This window comes from Pseudogemmobacter humi (assembly GCF_900609055.1).
Lineage (GTDB): Bacteria > Pseudomonadota > Alphaproteobacteria > Rhodobacterales > Rhodobacteraceae > Pseudogemmobacter > Pseudogemmobacter humi.
This window is the reverse complement of the sequence record NZ_UXAW01000091.1, coordinates 33826-50650: the sequence shown is the minus strand read 5'-3', so window position 1 is coordinate 50650 and position 16825 is coordinate 33826. Positions and strand designations below refer to the sequence as shown.

At 67.1% G+C, this 16825-nt stretch carries 14 protein-coding genes, 1 pseudogene and 1 riboswitch; of the genes and pseudogenes, 8 read left to right on the top strand and 7 right to left on the bottom strand.

The genetic code is table 11. The features are described 5' to 3' along the window. Positions 1–95: 95 nt before the first annotated feature. The 4 genes and pseudogenes from XINFAN_RS17120 to XINFAN_RS17105 form a co-directional block, all read left to right on the top strand. A pseudogene (locus XINFAN_RS17120) lies at positions 96–476 on the top strand (transposase domain-containing protein); the annotation flags it as partial. Positions 477–571: 95 nt separating this feature from the next. Continuing rightward, positions 572–1828: an MBL fold metallo-hydrolase gene (locus tag XINFAN_RS17115; protein ID WP_124088085.1), complete on the top strand. Its 1257-nt coding sequence runs from the start codon at positions 572–574 to the stop codon at positions 1826–1828. A gap of 689 nt (positions 1829–2517) precedes the next feature. Further along, positions 2518–2717: riboswitch (cobalamin riboswitch) on the top strand. Between the two features lie 127 nt (positions 2718–2844). Then, positions 2845–3828: a DUF1852 domain-containing protein gene (locus tag XINFAN_RS17110; RefSeq protein WP_124088084.1), complete on the top strand. Its 984-nt coding sequence runs from the start codon at positions 2845–2847 to the stop codon at positions 3826–3828. A gap of 28 nt (positions 3829–3856) precedes the next feature. Beyond that, positions 3857–4885: a methionine synthase gene (locus tag XINFAN_RS17105; protein ID WP_124088083.1), complete on the top strand. Its 1029-nt coding sequence runs from the start codon at positions 3857–3859 to the stop codon at positions 4883–4885. 432 nt (positions 4886–5317) lie between these two features. On the opposite strand, the gene XINFAN_RS17100 is transcribed toward XINFAN_RS17105, so the two are convergent. Both XINFAN_RS17100 and XINFAN_RS17095 read right to left on the bottom strand, forming a co-directional pair. Then, a complete protein-coding gene (locus XINFAN_RS17100) occupies positions 5318–5869 on the bottom strand; it encodes a L,D-transpeptidase (protein ID WP_233352289.1) in 552 nt (183 codons plus the stop codon). A 241-nt stretch (positions 5870–6110) separates the two neighbouring features. Then, a complete protein-coding gene (locus XINFAN_RS17095) occupies positions 6111–7016 on the bottom strand; it encodes a LysR family transcriptional regulator (RefSeq protein ID WP_124088082.1) in 906 nt (301 codons plus the stop codon). Between the two features lie 88 nt (positions 7017–7104). On the opposite strand from XINFAN_RS17095, the gene metF reads away from it, so the two are divergent. From metF to XINFAN_RS17075, 4 genes are all read left to right on the top strand, one after another. Beyond that, positions 7105–7974 (top strand): methylenetetrahydrofolate reductase [NAD(P)H], encoded by an 870-nt coding sequence (metF, locus tag XINFAN_RS17090; RefSeq protein ID WP_124088081.1) that lies wholly within the window; start codon positions 7105–7107, stop codon positions 7972–7974. Positions 7975–8351: 377 nt separating this feature from the next. Continuing rightward, positions 8352–8789 (top strand): type II 3-dehydroquinate dehydratase, encoded by a 438-nt coding sequence (gene aroQ, locus XINFAN_RS17085; RefSeq protein ID WP_124088080.1) that lies wholly within the window; start codon positions 8352–8354, stop codon positions 8787–8789. Next, positions 8786–10054 (top strand): AMP-binding protein, encoded by a 1269-nt coding sequence (locus XINFAN_RS17080; protein WP_124088079.1) that lies wholly within the window; start codon positions 8786–8788, stop codon positions 10052–10054. Before aroQ ends, XINFAN_RS17080 begins: the two co-directional genes overlap by 4 nt. Then, positions 10051–11127 (top strand): thiolase family protein, encoded by a 1077-nt coding sequence (locus XINFAN_RS17075; RefSeq protein WP_124088078.1) that lies wholly within the window; start codon positions 10051–10053, stop codon positions 11125–11127. The genes XINFAN_RS17080 and XINFAN_RS17075 overlap by 4 nt, the downstream gene beginning before the upstream one ends. 44 nt (positions 11128–11171) lie before the next feature. On the opposite strand, the gene XINFAN_RS17070 is transcribed toward XINFAN_RS17075, so the two are convergent. From XINFAN_RS17070 to XINFAN_RS17050, 5 genes are all read right to left on the bottom strand, one after another. Further along, positions 11172–11714: a biotin transporter BioY gene (locus XINFAN_RS17070; protein ID WP_124088077.1), complete on the bottom strand. Its 543-nt coding sequence runs from the start codon at positions 11712–11714 to the stop codon at positions 11172–11174. Between the two features lie 598 nt (positions 11715–12312). Beyond that, entirely contained in the window at positions 12313–12927 is a 615-nt protein-coding gene (locus XINFAN_RS17065; protein ID WP_124088076.1) for an energy-coupling factor transporter transmembrane component T family protein, read from the bottom strand. Then, positions 12902–13645 carry an energy-coupling factor ABC transporter ATP-binding protein gene (locus XINFAN_RS17060; protein WP_124088075.1) on the bottom strand — a complete coding sequence of 248 codons (744 nt, stop codon included), beginning with the start codon at positions 13643–13645 and terminating at the stop codon, positions 12902–12904. The genes XINFAN_RS17065 and XINFAN_RS17060 overlap by 26 nt, the downstream gene beginning before the upstream one ends. Positions 13646–14340: 695 nt before the next feature. After that, on the bottom strand, positions 14341–14607 hold the full coding sequence (locus XINFAN_RS17055; protein WP_124088074.1) for a YMGG-like glycine zipper-containing protein: 267 nt from the start codon (positions 14605–14607) through the stop codon (positions 14341–14343). A gap of 603 nt (positions 14608–15210) precedes the next feature. Further along, positions 15211–16488 carry a 4-aminobutyrate--2-oxoglutarate transaminase gene (locus XINFAN_RS17050; protein WP_124088073.1) on the bottom strand — a complete coding sequence of 426 codons (1278 nt, stop codon included), beginning with the start codon at positions 16486–16488 and terminating at the stop codon, positions 15211–15213. Between the last annotated feature and the right edge of the window lie 337 nt (positions 16489–16825).

The following is a 16825-nucleotide window of genomic DNA, read 5'->3' as shown; positions in this document are numbered from 1 at the left end:
GTTTCCGCATTCCTGATCTCCTCGTCATTGGAGACCAGCAAACGTCAGATCGTAGCTTCCGTCACTGTCCGATTTCCGGGGAGTAGCTCACACGGATGCAAGCCCAGCGGGCACGGATGTCGCCGCAGAACCCCGTCGCCAAGGCGATTGGCTACATGCTCGATGGCGATGGCCGCTGCGAGGCATTCACCCGCTTCCTCAACGACGGCCGCGTCTGCCTAACGAACAACGTGGCCGAACGCGCCCTGCGCGGCGTGGCTCTGGACCGAAAAGCTTGGCTCTTCGCCGGTTTCCCTCGCGGCCGCGACCGCGCGGTCTTCATGTACTCCCTCATCGTCACTGCCAGGATGAACGACGTCGACCCCCAAGCTTGGCTGGCCGATGTGCTGACACGGCTGCCAAACACCACAGCCTCGCGCGTTAACAAACTGCTCCCCTGGAATTGGAGCCTATCAATCCGCCGCGAAGCCGCATAGCGGCGGGCTACGCCGGATTCATACGTTTGCCCAGCTCGTCAAGCGTGACTGCTTATCCCTTGTATCTCTTGCCTCGAACGGCCTAGCTTCACGTCATGACCAGAATCGACTTTTTTGAGGTCCAATTTCCAGTCGGCCAAGGCGGCTTCCACGCCGGTTGGCTGACCGAACATGGGCGTTCTTTGGGCATCGCCCCCTTCGTGGGCGATCCCGCGTTCGCCTGGGCTTACGATTGCGGATCTAATCAGCAGGACGTTCTAAACGAGCAAATCAAGGCGATCGCCGGCGCGCGTCTAGACATGCTGTTCTTATCTCACCTCGACGGCGATCACGTCGTAGGGGTGGACAAGCTGCTGTCAGCAGTTGACGCGGTTGACGAAGTTATCCTGCCGTATCTCGGTGACGTCGAATGGGCGCTGCATCTAGCAGCAGCGGCCGGAAATGGCTCATTGTCGGGTACGTTTATTGATCTTGTCTCTAGTCCGAGCGACTGGTTTGGTGCCCGCGGCGTTCAGCGGATTACCTACATTGATGGACACAGCGAAGAAGACGAAGGTTCAGACGGTCCCGATCCTATCGACCCCACTGGTAGCGGTGAGATCGTACCCGACGGCAGTCGCGGGCGGTTGAAGTACGATTGGACGCGAAGGTTGCCGTCGGTCGCACCTGCGGGCTCATCAGACAGCGCAGAGATCATCCGCGTTCCGGCGGGAGCGGTCGCGCCGATCTCGGGAACCTGCGGGCAACTCAACTGGGTGCTGTCTCCCTTTGCTTTCAAGCCTTCCGCTGCAAAGCTCGCCTCATTCGAGGCTGCCCTGATTAATGAATTCGGCAGCGGCCTCACAGCAAAGGCTTACGCTGATGCCGCGCGTGCGAAAGCAGGACGCGATAAGCTTCGGAAGTGCTACGATGCGGTCTGGGTGTCACACAACCTTCATTCTATGGCGCTTTATGCTGGCCCGGGATTCGTACCAGGTTACAAACTTCAATGCACAGCCCGCCAAGGTAATCTTATACGGCGGGTGGTGCAGCCTGGTTGGCTTTCGACCGGAGATTTCGATCTTTCAGTTACCAAGCGTCGAAAAAAATTCCTTCAGTTCTATGGCCGCTACGCACCAATGATTGGACAATTAATGCTGCCACACCACGGGTCGGACCTTAGTTTCGACTGCTCGGTACTTAAGGCATTCCCAGACCTAACTTTCGCGATCGCGGCTGTCGGTACCAACAGCCATGGTCATCCGGGACGAGGGGTTCAGCAGGCAGTCCAAAAAGCTCCGGGGCCAAGTTTCCTGCGTGTTGATGAAAGCGAATCCAGCATGCTTTGTTTATCTGGCATGGTGCAAAGATAAGCAGTCTCAGAGTATGACTTGGGCTGACTTAGGAATTCAGCGACACAAACATCTGGAATTGTGCCCCAAGCCGAGCGGATATGATGGACGACAGCTATATATGTTGATTCTGTGTGGCGGAAGGCCCACTCACCGCCCTCGCGCAGCGACCGACTTATAGGTTGAGCTTGGCGCTCCCGCACTTGGAAGCGACAGCTATAACGCGCATCGCTGCGATCTTGGCCGTGTGTTTGCTGCGGCGCGAGACGAACGGCAGCTTCCGGGAATTCGGCAAAGCAGCATTTGTCGAGGTCGACCGGCAGCTATGGGCCGAGAGCGGCCAGTGGCTTCGGCAGTCGATCCTAGTTGGGCGGGAAATGCTTGAGGTTTGGGGTAGAACTGGCTGACAGGCGTTCAGCCAATCGTTGAGAAACTGAAGGTGAATGAGTCAGGAATCGCTGACATCTGATACTTTTATGGTGTGTCAGACACTTCTGGCTTTCCGTCAGATTTCTGACCCAACTGGAATCTCAGCCGGGGTCACGTCACCGACGCGAAGGGCCCCTGGCGGACAGTCGCTCTGCAAGGACCGGCGCGAGGTTCTCCCCACCGGGCTGCTCTCGTCGCTTCACCTTTCCCTGTGTCATCCTCATAATCCAGATGAAAATTTCGATGCCTCGGCCAGGTTGACTCGGGCACCGATCCGGCTGACCCTATCGGCAGATCAAGGTGCCGGGGGAAACCCCGGGTAAAAGGGAATCCGGTCAGGCATTCGCCAAATCCGGAGCTGCCCCCGCAACTGTTGGCGGAGAGCCTGTCCGACATGCCACTGGCGCGGAGTTCGCGTCGGGAAGGCCGGATCAGGTGACGACCCGTAAGTCAGGAAACCTGCCTCGATCTCTCACCTGTTCCGGCCGCGGTGGGCGCGTCGGGAGCGGCCTATCCGCAAGGTGAAATCGCCGCTTCGTGACAATCGTCACGGGGATCGTCTGGTTTTCAAGGCCCGTGTCCGCGGGCCACTCGGAAGGCATGCCTGGATGAGACGTGACCTCGCCTGTTCCATCACGACCGTTCGTTTCGACGACACCTATTGTCCGTCGGACAACACCCGCGCTACGACCAATTTCGCCAATCTGGCCAGGGGCGAATTGCGGCAGGACAATCTGCGCAACGCGCTTTCGATGATCGACAACCGCTTCAATGCACTGGCGGACTGGGACAATCCCGGCCGTGACCGCTACTCGGTCGAGCTCGACATCATCTCCGTCGCGCTGAGCGTCGGCGATGGGCGTGGCATCGATGCCTTCCCGCTGATCGAGATTCTGAAGCCGACCATCCTCGACCGCCTGTCCGGCAAACGGATCGACGGCATCGCGGGGAACAACTTCTCGTCCTATGTGCGGGATTACGATTTCAGCGTCGTGCTGCCCCGGCACAACCGGGATCGCAAGGACCTGAAGGTGCCGGAAGATTTCGGCGAGTTGCACGGCAACCTGTTCAAGGGCTTCCTGGACTCGGCAGCCTATCGGCAGTGCTCCGGCAAACCGCCGGTCATCTGCCTGAGCGTCTCGGCCAGCCGCACATACCACAGAACCGGGAACCGGCACCCCGTTCTCGGCGTCGAATACCGGCAGGATGACCTCTCCGTCACCGACCGCTATTTCGGGAAGATGGGGTTGCAGGTCCGCAACTTCATGCCCCCGAACGCGGTTGCGCCGCTGGCGTTCTATCACGCGGGCGACCTGCTCAATGACTACTCGACCCTGGAGCTTGTCGGCACGATCAGCACGATGGAGACCTTCCAGCGGATCTACCGCCCGGAAATCTACAACGCCAATTCTCCCGCAGGGGCTGTGTTCCGGCCCAGCCTGACGCATCGCGACTACTCGCTGACCCGGGTCACCTATGACCGGGAGGAACGCAGCCGGCTGGCCCTGGAACAAGGCAGGTTCGCAGAGGAACATTTCATCACCCCCTGCCAGGACATTCTCGCGGAATGGTCCGCCCGATACGCCGCCTGATCATCCGGACAAGCCAGGAAAACGCGCCATGAACAAATTGCTGCCCACCTCCACCGCAGGAAGCCTGCCCAAACCCTCATGGCTCGCCGAGCCGGAGAAACTCTGGTCGCCATGGAAGCTGGAGGGCGAGGAACTGCTTGAAGGCAAGCAGGACGCCCTGCGCGTGGCGCTGAATGATCAGCGGCAGGCGGGCATCGACATCGTCAGCGACGGCGAGCAGACACGTCAGCATTTCGTCACCACCTTCATCGAGCATCTGGAAGGCGTCGATTTCGAGAAACGCGAAACCATCCGGATCCGCAACCGCTATGATGCCAGCGTTCCGTCCGTCGTCGGAGCGGTGTCGCGCAACAGGCCGGTCTTCGTCGAAGATGCGAAATTCCTGCGCGCGCAGACCACGCAACCCATCAAATGGGCCCTGCCGGGTCCGATGACCATGATCGACACGCTTTACGACGGCCATTACAAAAGCCGCGAAAAGCTGGCCTGGGAATTCGCCCGTATCCTCAACGAAGAGGCGCGGGAACTGGAGGCGGCCGGGATCGACATCATCCAGTTCGACGAGCCGGCCTTCAACGTCTTCTTCGATGAGGTGAACGACTGGGGGGTTGCCGCGCTTGAGCGGGCGGCCGAGGGTCTGAAATGCGAAACCGCCGTTCACATCTGCTATGGCTACGGGATCAAGGCCAATACGGACTGGAAGAAGACCCTGGGCGCCGAATGGCGGCAATATGAGGCGGTCTTCCCCAGGCTGCGGACATCGGGCATCGACATGGTATCGCTGGAGTGTCAGCACTCCCACGTTCCGATGGATCTGATCGAGCTTCTGCGGGGCAAGAAAGTGATGGTCGGGGCCATCGACGTGGCGACCGATACGGTTGAGACCCCCGAAGAGGTTGCCGAGGTCCTGCGCAAGGCGCTGCGGTTCGTGGATGCCGACAAGCTCTATCCTTGCACCAATTGCGGCATGGCGCCCCTGCCTCGCAACGTGGCAAGGGGGAAGCTGGCGGCGCTGAGCGCGGGCGCCGATATCGTGCGGCGAGAGCTTTCAGCCTGAAGCTGTATCCCGAAGCGCAGGCCTGTTCTCCGCAAACGGCTATCCGGACGCTGCGTTTGCCGGAGTCAGGCCGGGGGCACGATCCTGGCCCGATCATGGTGCTCCGGCGCCTCGCCGTTTCGGGATGATCATCGATCCCCATCAGTGGGGCGACCGTCCGCTCTGTCCCGCAGAACTGATGCCTTGCATCCGGCAGAGTGGGTCAGTTTTGACTGACGTTTTGGGTGGAAATGCCTGACGGTCCTGGCGATCAGGCACATCAAATCCTCGACCGTGAGACAGGAAGCTCTGATGTCTGACACACGTCGTTGCAGGCTGGCCGGTTCCGGGCCTCGCAGCGCGGCGGTGCCGGTTTCCTCATTCCATCCGGCCGACACGCCGGATTCAGCGGATGAACACTTCTCAGGATCTGTGAAACCGCGCCAGGCCGCATCAGTCCACGATATCGACCCGCATCCGGTCCTTGCCTTCCTCGACCACCATCGCGAAGAGGATCTTCGCATTGGCGCGGCTCAGCCGCACGCAGCCGGCCGAGGCGGGGCGGCCCAGTTTCGCTTCCTGATCGGTGCCGTGGATCGCGTAATTGCCGCTGTAGAAGATCGAATGCGGCATCGGCGCATTGTTGTAGAGGCTGGATTTGTGGTTCCTCGACAGCCATTGCGGCCTGAACGAGCCGAGCGGCGTGATCTTGCCCTTGCGCGCGGTCGAGACCGGCCACTCATAGACCAGCTCGCCCCGGTGCCGGACCTCCATCATCTGCTTCGAGATCGAGACGCGGACCTCGATCACCGCTTTCGTCGCCTCATGCATCAGAACCGCGACGCCCGCGGTCGCCGCCGCGAGGATGCGCTCGTCGGGAAGGGGCGCTTCGGCGGCAGGCGGCTCGGGCCCCAGGGCGAGGGCTCCGGGCAGGATCTGCGCGGCCTCGGCGTGAAGCAGAGCGGGCATCAGAGCCAGAACCAGTGCTGCAATCATGGCGCGCATAAGGGCCTCCGGTATTCGCGGTAAAAAGTCACCTGGCAGAATCGAAACATACGGCGGTCAGCATTTTGCGCATCCCGCGCCAAGTCAACGAGGATCTGGTCAAGGGGAAGGTCCGGCTTTCCCGCCCTGCCAGGCGCTTTTCCGCGACAGGGGATGGCCTCTCGCGCAGCCCACGGGATACAGGCCCGCCGGGCGGTTCCGCGGCGTCGCCTTCCATCGGCTGCGGCGGGCCGTCTCCCGTTCAGCCGCGCTGGAGTTTCACCGCCTCGACCCGGGCGAGGCGCAGGAAATGCGCGACATAGGGGCGGGCGGCGTCTTCCTCGCGGGTGGCGGCATACATGCGCTTGATCACCGGATCGGGGCCGAGCGGGCGGGTGACGTAATCCGCGCTGCTCCTCACCTCGCGCATCACCCAGTCGGGCAGCACCGCCACCCCCCGGTTCGAGCCGACCAGCATCAGGATCACCGCCGTCAGTTCCGCCGTGCGGTGGCCGCGCGGCTCGACCTTCGCGGGGGTCAGCACTTCTGTGAACAGGTCCAGCCGGTCGCGGCCGACCGGATAGGTGATCACCACCTGGTCGCGGAAATCTTCGGCGGCGATGAAGGGCTTCGCCGCCAGTGGGTTCTGCGCCGAGGCCACGAAGGTCGGGTGATAGTCGAACAGCGGGTTGAAGGTGACGCCGGATTGCGCCGCCGGGTCCGAGGTGATCACCAGATCCACCTCTTCGCGGTTCAGCGCCGGCATGGCGTCGAAGGCCAGGCCCGCGCGGATGTCGACATCGACCTCGGGCCAGGCGTGACGAAACATCTCCAGCACCGGAAACAGCCAGTCGTAGCAGGCGTGGCATTCCAGGGTGATATGCAGCCGCCCGGTCTTGCCCGAGCGGAGCGCGGCGAATTCCTCTTCCAGCGCGTCGATCTCGGGCAGGATGCGCTCAGAGATCCGCAGCATCCGGAACCCCGCCGCCGAAAGCCGCATCGGTTTCGAGCGGCGCACGAACAGCTCCATCCCGGCCTGGTCCTCAAGCCCCGCCACCTGATGCGACAGCGCCGATTGCGTCATGTTCAGCATCTCGGCCGCGCGGGCGAGCCCGCCGGCCTGATGGATCGCCCGGATGGTGCGCAGATGTTTCAGCTCGATATACATGCGGTGAATTCATAAAGATGGTGCGGATTATGAATTTGTCTCACATTGGGGAATCGGCGACAAGGGGGCGTGTTCAAGGAGAACCATGATGACCGCCGCACCCCGCATTTCCTTCGAGTTCTTCCCGCCGCAGACGCTGGATGCGTCGTTCCGGCTGTGGGAAACCGTGCGGGCGCTGGCGCCGATGGATCCGAATTTCGTCTCGGTCACTTATGGCGCGGGCGGCACCACCCGCAAGCTGACCCATGAGGCCGTGGGCACGATCCACCGCAATTACGGGCTGAACGTGGCGGCGCATCTGACCTGCGTCGATGCCTCGAAAGCCGAGACGCTGGAGATCGTCGAAAGCTACGCCGCCCAGGGCGTGACCGAGATCGTCGCCTTGCGCGGCGATGCGCCGAAGGGGGCAGGGGCCTGGACCCCGCATCCCGAGGGCTTCGCCTCGTCGGTGGAACTGGTCGAAGCCATCGCGAAGACCGGCAGGTTCAAGGTGCGGGTCGGCGCCTATCCCGAGCCGCATCCCGATGCAGGCCATGCCGGGGCCGATGTGGAGTATCTGAAGCGCAAGGTCGATGCCGGGGCGACTTCGGCGATCACCCAGTTCTTCTTCGAGCCGGACACCTTCTTCCGCTTCCGCGACGCCTGCGTGAAGGCGGGGATCGGGGTGCCGGTGATCCCCGGCATCCTGCCGATCATCTCCTGGGAGGGGGCGAAGAAATTCGCCGCGCGCTGCGGCACCCAGGTGCCGGTGAAGCTGGACGAGGCCTTCAGCCGCGCGGTGAAGGACGGCCGCGAAGAGCTTTACGCGCTCGCGCAATGCACCCAGCTTTGCGACAGGCTGCTGGAGGGGGGCGTGGAGGATCTGCATTTCTACACGCTCAACCGCCCGGAACTGACCCGCGAGGTCGTGCGCGCGCTTGGTATCCAGCCCCGGGTGGTGCTGGAAAACGTCGCCTGAGGGCGGCACAAACATCTCCCCGTTGCGGCCGCCGTCCCCGGGACGTGGCCGCATTTTTTATGCGGCGGCCTTTCCGCCGCGATGCGTGTCCCCCGCATCCGGCCCGTCCCGGCGCAGGCGGTGTCAGAGCGCCGGCTTTCAGAACCTGCGAAGAACCACGTCCTCTGAAGCCGGATCAAAGCCCCCCCGCAGCGGAACGAAAGCGCGGCGTCGGGCCTCTGGGAAAATCTCGGTCCCCGGCCAGCCATGCCTGAGCGGGGTCTGACACCGCCCCGGCGCAGACCTCGGGCAACGCCGGAGCCGGACGGGGGCTTGCCGCGCGCGGGCATTGCTTTATCGTCGCGCCCCGGAATGCCGGGATCTGAAGAGGGAATGCGATGGCGAAGCGTGTCACGCTGCTGAACGGGCCGAATCTCAACCTGCTCGGCCGGCGCCAGCCTGAAATCTACGGTCATGAGACGCTGGCCGATGTCGAGGCCGCCTCGGCCGCTCTGGCGGCTGAACTGGGGCTTGAGATCGCCGCCTTCCAGTCGAACCACGAGGGCGCGCTGGTCGATCGCATCCAGGCCGCGCGCGAGGACAGCGCGGCGATCATCATCAACCCGGGCGCCTATTCGCATACCTCGGTGGCGATCCTCGACGCGCTGAACGCCTTCGACGGGGTGGTGATCGAGGTGCATATCTCGAACATCCACCGGCGCGAGGCGTTCCGGCATCACTCTTACGTCTCGCAGCGCGCCGACGGGGTGATCGCGGGCTGCGGCACCGAAGGCTATCTGCTGGCGCTGCGCCGGATCGCGACCCTGCTGGGATGAGCGCGACCGGCTTTCGCTGGCATCCCGCGGCGCGGCTTTACCGGCCGGACGGCGCCGGGGAGTTGCCGGAGGAGCAGATTGCGGCGGCGGGCATTGCCGGGGCTGTTTCGCCCGGCGCCCGGCTTCCTGGCACCGCAAAGTCCGGGCTTGCGGCCGCAGATACCGCATTTCCCGAAATCCGGCCCTGCGGCAATGTGATCCCCGATGTTCCCGCGGCGCGGGCGCTTGCATGCGCCCTTGCTTCGGGCGGCGGTTTCGCGATCCGCGCCGGGGCGGACGGGCCCGCGCCTGCGCCGGGGGAGGTTCCGGTGTTCGAGACGCTGACATCGGGCTCGGGCGGAGTGCCGCGGCGGATCCGCCGCAGCCAGGCAAGCTGGATCCGCAGTTTCACCGTCAATGCCGGGCTGTTCGGTCTGGGGCCGGGGCGGCGCGTCGCCGTGCCGGGGCGGCTGGTGCATTCGCTCTCGCTTTACGGCGCGCTGGAAGGGCTGCATCTGGGCTGTGAGGTGCATGTTCTGGCCGGGCTGCGGCCCGACCGCCAGCACCGGGCGCTGGCGGCGCGCGGGATCGACACGCTTTACGCGACGCCCGCGCAGCTGCGCGCGCTTTGCGGTTATGGCGCGCTGGCGGATCTGCGGCTGGTGCTGTGCGGCGGATCGAAGCTGGATGCGAAGCTGCGCGCGGATCTGGCGCAGATGGCGCCGGGTGCCGCGATCCGTGAATTCTACGGCGCGGCCGAGGCGAGTTTCATCACATTGGCCGATGAGGAGACGCCCGCCGCTTCGGTCGGCCGCCCCTATCCGGGGGTGGAGATCCTGGTGGACGAAGGCGAGATCTGGGTGAAAAGCCCCTATCTGTTCGAGGGCTACGCCGGGGGCGGCGAGGGGGGCGCGTGCTGGCGCGACGGCTGGCTCTCGGTGGGCGAGATGGGGCGGTTCGAGGGCGGTTTCCTTTATCTGTCGGGGCGGCGCGGGCGGATGGTCAGCGTGGCCGACCAGAATGTCTTTCCCGAAGAGATCGAGGCGATGATCGAGGCGATGCCCGGCGTGAGCCGCGCCGCCGTTCTGGCCGAACCGGATGCGCGGCGCGGCCATGTGCTGTTCGCGGTGGTCCGGGGCGAGCCCGCCCGGGAAGGCGAGATCCTCGCGGCGCTGCGCGCGCGCCTCGGGCCGATGAAGGCGCCGCGCTGGCTGGTCTGGCGGCAGGACTGGCCGGAACTCGCCTCGGGCAAGACCGATTTCGCGGCGCTGAGGGCGAGGCTGTGAGGGCCTTTGTCACGGCGGCGCGGCGCACAGCCGTTGCGCCGCGGGGCGGGGGCCTCGCTGCGCTCGGGATCGAGGCGCTGGCCGCGCCGGTGGTGCTCGCTCTGCTCGCGGATGCGGGGCTGGAGCCGGGGCAGGTGGGGGAACTGATCTGTTCCGAGGCGATTGGCCTCGGCGGCAATCCGGCGCGGCGCATCGCGCTGGCTGCGGGCCTGCCCGAGCGGGTGGCGGGGCTGAGCATCGACCGGCAATGCGCGGGCGGGCTGGATGCCATCGCGCTCGCCGCTGCGCTGGTCGCGGCGGGGCGGGCGCAGGTGGTGGTCGCCGGTGGTGTCGAGAGCCATTCGCGCCGCCCGCAGCGGCTGCGGGATGGCGTCCCCTATGACCAGGCGCCCTTCACCCCCTGGCCGGAGCGCGACCCGGATATGGCGCTCGCGGCGGATCTGCTGGGGCGGCGGCTCGGGATCGGGCGGGCGGAACAGGATGCCTGGGCGGTGGAGAGCCACCTGAGGGCGCTTGCGGTGCGCGGCTGGCCCGAGATCGTGGCGCTGGACGGGCTCGGGCGCGACAGTTTCACCCGCGGGCTGAGCCCGGCGACCACGGCCCGCGCGCCGGTGATCACCGGCACGATCACCGCGGCCAATGCGGCGGTGGCGGCGGATGCGGCGGCTTTCGCGGTGGTGGTGGCGCCGCCTCTGGCGCGCGGGCGGCCCGCGCTGCGTGTCCGCGCCGCGGCGACGCTGGGGGGCGATCCGGCGGAGCCCGGCCTCGCGCCGGTCGCGGCGATCTCGGCGGCGCTTGGCGAGGCGGGGCTCTCAGCGGCCGAACTGGTCCAGGCGGAAGTGATGGAGGCCTATGCCGTCCAGGCCATCGCCTGTGTCCACGGGGCGGGGCTCGACCCGGCGCGGGTCAATCCGAAGGGCGGCGGGCTTGCGCGCGGCCATCCGATCGGGGCCTCGGGCGCGGTGCTGGCGGTACGGCTGTTCCACGACCTGACCGGCGCGGGCGGCGGGGCGGGCCTTGCGGCCATCGCGGCGGCGGGCGGGATCGGCTCGGCGCTGGTTCTGGCGCCCTGAGCCGCGCGGGCCCGGCCCCCGCGGGGGCCGGAAGGCGGTGCCGCTCAGGCGCGCGACAGCACCGAGGCGGGCCGCATCCGCGCCAGCGCATTGGTGATGAATCCCGCCAGCACCGCCTTGAGGATATCGCCCGGCAGGAAGGCGGCGGCGAGATAGGCGGCTTCGCCGACAGTCTTGTCCAGCATGACCGCCATGCCGAGGATGCCCGAGACCGACAGCACCCCCACGCCGCCGATCAGCGCACCCGCCCCGGCGGCGACGCCCACCGGCAGCGTGGTCTTCTCGACGGCGAGGCCGGTGACGAAGGCCGCCAGCACGAAGCCGATCAGATAGCCGACCGTGGGCGAGGCGAAGACGCCGAGGCCCCCGCGCCCGCCCGCCAGCAACGGCAGCCCGGCGGCGACCAGCGCGAGGAACAGCAGCACCGCAAGCGTGCCGCGTTTCGCCCCCAGCACGGTGCCGCAAAGCATGATTCCCATCGACTGGGCGGTGATCGGCACCCCGAACGAGAGCTGGATCGGCGGCACGAGGCCGAGAATGGCGATCAGCGCGGCAAACAGCGCGATATGGGTGAGGGAGCGTTCCATGGGGGATCCTTTCGCGATTGCGGCGGATCCTATTCTGCGCCGCCGCATCGGCGCAAGACCCGGGTAGCGGCCGCGCTCTTGCCCGTGCCGGGCAGTTTGAGCTTCAGTCTTGTCTGGTGATCGGCGTGTCAGGCTGCCGGGGGTGATCCCGGCATTCTGCGGGGCCTGCGAGGCTTCGCCCGCGGGCGCGCGCTATCTCCGGCGCGCGATCCCCGCCGCATCCGCCGGTTCCCGCGAGAGGCTGGCGGTCTCCGCATCCAGTGCCGCAGCACACTCACGGCCCCACCCGGGGTGCAAGAGGCTCACATCCGGCTGGCTCACCGGCCCGGGTCCCGGGCGCGGGGCCGAACTTCTGCCAGATCATGTCCGCACGGCGACGCGCCGGTGAGGATCTGGCCGTCGTGCCGACAAAACCGGCGGAGGATGATTGACGGTGGAGCAGCCTTCGCTTTCTGAGGCGGGCCGCAAATGGGTCGGACCCCGCGCTTCAGGGTCTCGCCGGGGCAGAACGGGCAGAGGCCGCCTGCGTACCGGTCTGCCCGCCGTGCCTCGCGCTTCGGGAACCGGGCGCGGGGCGCCGGAGCCAGGCGGATGCGGATCACCCCCGCGGCGGCTCGCCGTCGGTGCCGCCGCGGGCGCGCAGGGCCTCGGCGGCGCGGTCGGCATCGTCGAGCGCCGCCAGCACGCCGGGCACCAGCACCCGCCAGCCCGCCCGGCGCGGGCTGCGCGCGGCCCAGGCGTCGCGGATCCGCGCGAGGCTCTCGCCGAGGGCGGGGATGAAGCGGATCACCAGCGCGAAGGCCAGCGCGAGGCGCCGCGGCGGGATCAGCGGCGCCAGCGGGCGCATCAGCCGCTCGATCACCGAAAGCATGTCGGAGAGCCGCGTGGTCATCGTCACCAGATTGGCCGCCGCCACCGCCGCGATCATCCGCAGCACGATCACCGCGCCGGTCCGCGGCTCGCCGGTCCAGAGATGCCAGGCCGAGACCACCACCACGAAGAACCACAGGGGCCGCAGCATCTTCAGCGCGTGCAGCCCGAAGCGCCGCCCTCCCGGCAGATGCAGCGCGAGGACGAGGCCGAGCGCGGCCCCGAGCGCCCAGGGCGATTTCAGCGCGAAGAGGACCAGCGTGAACCCGGCCAGCGCCGCGAGTTTCGCGCCGGCGGGCAGGTGGTGCCAGGGGGTGTCAACCGGCGAGGTCAGTGTCAGCATCGGCCTCTCCGATCCGGCCCATCTCGCGGGTGAATTCGGGCAGCACCACCTCGGGCGGGCCGTCGGCGGCGATCCGGCCCTCTTCCAGCCAGATCACCCGGTCGGTCTGCTCCAGCCCGGGGGGATCGTGGCCGATCAGGATCAGCCGCTGGTCCAGCGCGGCCAGCCGGCGGCGCAGCCGGTGGGTCGTCGGCAGATCCAGCCCGGAGAACGGCTCGTCAAGCAGCAGGGTCGAGGGCGCCATCAGCAGCAGCGACAGCAGGCAGAGATATTGCTTCTGCCCGCCCGACAGCGTCGAGACCGGCGCTTCGGCCCAATGCGCACGACCCTCGGCGGCCAGCGTCGCGCGGGCGCGGGCCATGGCGTCCTTCTGGCGCAGCCCCTGCTGTGCGAGGCCGAAGGCCAGTTCCTCGGCCACGGTGGGGAAGAGGATCTGATGGTCGGGATTCTGGAACAGGATGCCGATCTGCGCCAGCGCCGCCCGGCGGTCGCGGAACGGGTCCTGGCCGCCGATGCTGACGCCCCCCGACCGTGGCGCGATCAGCCCGGCAAGCAGCCGCAGAAACGTGGTCTTGCCCGAGCCGTTGCGGCCGACGATGCCGATGCGCCGCTCGGCCAGATCGAGCCGCAGGGGCGCCAGCACCTCGCGTCCGCCCAGCACAACCGGGCCGCAGTCGATGCGGATCGCGGGCGGAGCGGGGGAAGGGCCAGGGGGCATGGGAAAGCGCAATGGGCTGAGGGGACGCCCTCTCTTAGGCGTGATCCCCGCCGCTGCCAAGGCCGCAGCATCCGCGATATGCTGCGGGGAGTGCCGGGGAGCGGTCGGGTCAGGCCGCGCAGGCCGGATGGCCGGGCGGGCCGCGCCACGCGCGCCCATCCTTTGCCGGGGCCGTCCGAACGTGCCCGGGCGGGGCGGGTCCACCTGACACCTCGGCCAGGTGGCCGCGGACATGCGACGAGTCCCGGCGTCTGCCGGGCGGAGAACGCTGCTGCTTTGCCGGTCGCCGGGGCTTTCCCGGCCTGCGGTGAGGCACTGATGTCCGTGGGGTATCCGCTCGGCCCCTGCTGGCGCAAGAAGCGTTGATCGGAATGCGCTGTGGGCGCAGAATGCCATCAGTTCCGGCCCTTCCGCAGGGCGGGTTGCATTTGCGCTCGACAGGGGGGAAGAAAGCTGAGCGCGGAGCGATGATGCCGGGGCGGGCGTTCCGTCTCGGCGGGTGGCCGCTGCAGTGCAGCGGCGGGCAACCGGCTGCTCCCGGGCCGGTTTCCTCCGGCCGGAAGCGCCGCCTGCGCTGAGGAGGGGGGCGGAAGGTGACGCTCAGGGCCAGTCCATCGCGCCGAAGCCGCTCAGGACCCGTGATGTTGGACCCGCGATGCCAAACGGCCCCCTGGGGGGCCGTTTGCCGCTTTTGCTCAGCAGGCGGCGACGTAGCGCTGGCCGGCCGAATTGCGGTAGTAGCACTGGCCGGGCGTGCTGGTCTGGCCCAGATAGGTGGCCGCAGCCGCCCCGACGGCCGCGCCGACCAGCGCGCCTTTGGTCCTGTCGTCCCGTGAGGAGACGGCGGCCCCGGCCGCTGCGCCGCCCACGGCGCCCAGGACGGTGTTTTGCGTCGGCGTGGTCTCGACACAGGCCGAAAGCGCCAGCGCGGCGATGGAAAGGGAGAGAGCGATCGCTTTCATGACAACCTCTTGTCTGTTTCGGGCTGGAGAGTGATACGTGATCAAACGCAGCCCCTGCGCCGAAGGTTCCCGCTTGCGCCCGCGGCGTCAATCGACCGGCGGATTTCCGGTCCCGATCCCGGCGGGCCGCCGCCGTCGGGGGCGGACGGCAGCGCGTGCAAAACGCGATGCGGCGCCCTTCTCTCGGCCAGGACAGCCTGCGTTCGGGGGGAACTCCGGCATCAACCGGCGCGCAGGCGGGATGTCCCGGCTTTCACCCGGGCAAGGGCAGGTGAGGGGAGGGTGATCACGCCTGCGCCGGGCCCGATCCGTGCTCTGATGGGCTATGGCAGGACAGAGGCCCGGGGTCCGTGTGGCAGAAACCGCTTCTGTGTGGGCAGCCTGGCCTCGCCCGATACCGGCGCAAAGTGGAACGCCTGGATGTGGCGAACCTGCCGCCTGCGGGAGACGCGCCAGGGCTCGCGTCCGCCGTGGCGGGCGAGGCTTCCCGCAAAGGGAAACCCAGCCGGCAGCCTTAAGTCGGATCTTCTCCCGCAGGATTCGCGTTGCGGAAGTGCCGGGCGGCGGGGCGAGGTGCCTCGCGGCCCGGACTGCCGGTCCGGCTCAGCCCTGGCGGGCCGCCGCAACCGCCTCTTCGAGGATGCCGAGCGCCTCGGTGAAATGCGCCTCAGGGATGGTGATCGGCGCGAGGAAGCGCACGACATTGCCGTAAACGCCGCAGGTCAGCAGGATCAGACCGCGCTTCAGCGCCTCCAGCCGCACCCGCCCGGTGAAGCCCGCATCCGGCGCCCCCGATTTCGGATCGGCGAATTCCACCGCCACCATGAAGCCCGGGCCGCGGATGTCGACGATCTCGGGGGTGGTGGCGCGCAGGGATTCCAGCTTCTGCTTCAGCCGCGAGCCCAGTTCATTGGCGCGCGCGCAGAGGTCTTCCTCTTCGATCACATCCAGCACCGCATTCGCGGCCGCGATCCCGAGCGGGTTGCCGGCATAAGTGCCGCCGAGGCCGCCGGGCTGGCTCGCGTCCATCAGATCCGCCCGGCCGGTCACCGCCGAGATCGGCAGACCGCCCCCCAGCCCCTTAGCCATCGTGGTGATGTCGGCGGCCACGCCATAGGCCTGCATCGCGAACATATGGCCGGTGCGGGCAAAGCCGGTCTGAACCTCGTCGGCGATCATGACGATGCCGTGCTCGTCGCAGAGTTTGCGCACAGCCTTCACCAGATCGGCCGGCGCCGGGTAGAAGCCGCCCTCGCCCTGGACGGGCTCGAAAATGATCGCGGCGACGCGGGCCGGGTCGAGATCGCTCTTGAACAGCTTCTGGATGCCTTCCATCGCCTGTTCGGTGGTGATCTTGTGCACCTCCTGCGGGAAGGGCACGTGGAACACATCGGGCATCATCGCGCCGAAGCCCTTCTTGTATGGCTCGACCTTGCCGGTCAGCGTCATCCCCATGAAGGTGCGGCCGTGGAAGGCGCCGCCGAAGGCGATCACCGCGTTGCGCCCGGTGGCGACGCGGGCGATCTTGATCGCGTTCTCGACCGCCTCGGCGCCGGTGGTGGCGAAGATGGTCTTCTTCGGGAAATCGCCGGGGACGAGGGCGTTCAGCCGCTCGGCCAGCCGGATGTAATTCTCATAGGGCAGGACCTGGTGGCAGGTATGGGTGAAACGGCCGAGCTGTTCGGTGACCGCCGCCATCACCTTCGGGTGGCGGTGGCCGGTGTTGACCACCGCGATCCCGGCGGCGAAGTCGATGTAGCGGTTGCCCTCGATATCCCAGACCTCGGAGTTCAGCGCCCGGTCGGCGTAGATCTGGGTGGTCATCCCCACCCCGCGCGAGATGGCGTCCTCGCGGCGTTTGGCGACTTCGGCGTTCTTCATGATCGTCTCCCTGGCATGCGGGCCCCCCCAATGACGGTGCTCGGGGCCGGCTTTGGCGCATAGGACCAAATCCGGCCCTTCGGATCAATCGCGGCCATAAGGCCAAACAGCGCCATTCCGTCGCGCCAGTAGAGCCAGTTTTCGGGTGTCAGGAAGAAATTTAACCGATTCAGATTTCATTAACCACCGTCCGCGATGCTGCGAGTCGCGAATGAGGCGGTAGAGACATGCCCGACGGTCAGCTTCCGAACCCCACACACCCCCCCCCCTGGGGGTTTTACCCCTCTCCGCGGCCCCGGGGCCGGGGCGGGGGGGGGGGGGGGGGGGGGGGGGGGTT

Excerpts from the sequence above, each read along its gene's own strand:
- XINFAN_RS17115 (WP_124088085.1), top strand. The coding sequence starts at position 572 with ATGACCAGAATCGACTTTTTTGAGGTCCAATTTCCAGTCGGCCAAGGC.
- XINFAN_RS17110 (WP_124088084.1), top strand. The coding sequence starts at position 2,845 with ATGAGACGTGACCTCGCCTGTTCCATCACGACCGTTCGTTTCGACGAC.
- XINFAN_RS17105 (WP_124088083.1), top strand. The coding sequence starts at position 3,857 with ATGAACAAATTGCTGCCCACCTCCACCGCAGGAAGCCTGCCCAAACCC.
- XINFAN_RS17100 (WP_233352289.1), bottom strand. The coding sequence starts at position 5,869 with ATGCGCGCCATGATTGCAGCACTGGTTCTGGCTCTGATGCCCGCTCTG.
- XINFAN_RS17095 (WP_124088082.1), bottom strand. The coding sequence starts at position 7,016 with ATGTATATCGAGCTGAAACATCTGCGCACCATCCGGGCGATCCATCAG.
- metF (WP_124088081.1), top strand. The coding sequence starts at position 7,105 with ATGACCGCCGCACCCCGCATTTCCTTCGAGTTCTTCCCGCCGCAGACG.
- aroQ (WP_124088080.1), top strand. The coding sequence starts at position 8,352 with ATGGCGAAGCGTGTCACGCTGCTGAACGGGCCGAATCTCAACCTGCTC.
- XINFAN_RS17080 (WP_124088079.1), top strand. The coding sequence starts at position 8,786 with ATGAGCGCGACCGGCTTTCGCTGGCATCCCGCGGCGCGGCTTTACCGG.
- XINFAN_RS17070 (WP_124088077.1), bottom strand. The coding sequence starts at position 11,714 with ATGGAACGCTCCCTCACCCATATCGCGCTGTTTGCCGCGCTGATCGCC.
- XINFAN_RS17065 (WP_124088076.1), bottom strand. The coding sequence starts at position 12,927 with ATGCTGACACTGACCTCGCCGGTTGACACCCCCTGGCACCACCTGCCC.
- XINFAN_RS17060 (WP_124088075.1), bottom strand. The coding sequence starts at position 13,645 with ATGCCCCCTGGCCCTTCCCCCGCTCCGCCCGCGATCCGCATCGACTGC.
- XINFAN_RS17055 (WP_124088074.1), bottom strand. The coding sequence starts at position 14,607 with ATGAAAGCGATCGCTCTCTCCCTTTCCATCGCCGCGCTGGCGCTTTCG.
- XINFAN_RS17050 (WP_124088073.1), bottom strand. The coding sequence starts at position 16,488 with ATGAAGAACGCCGAAGTCGCCAAACGCCGCGAGGACGCCATCTCGCGC.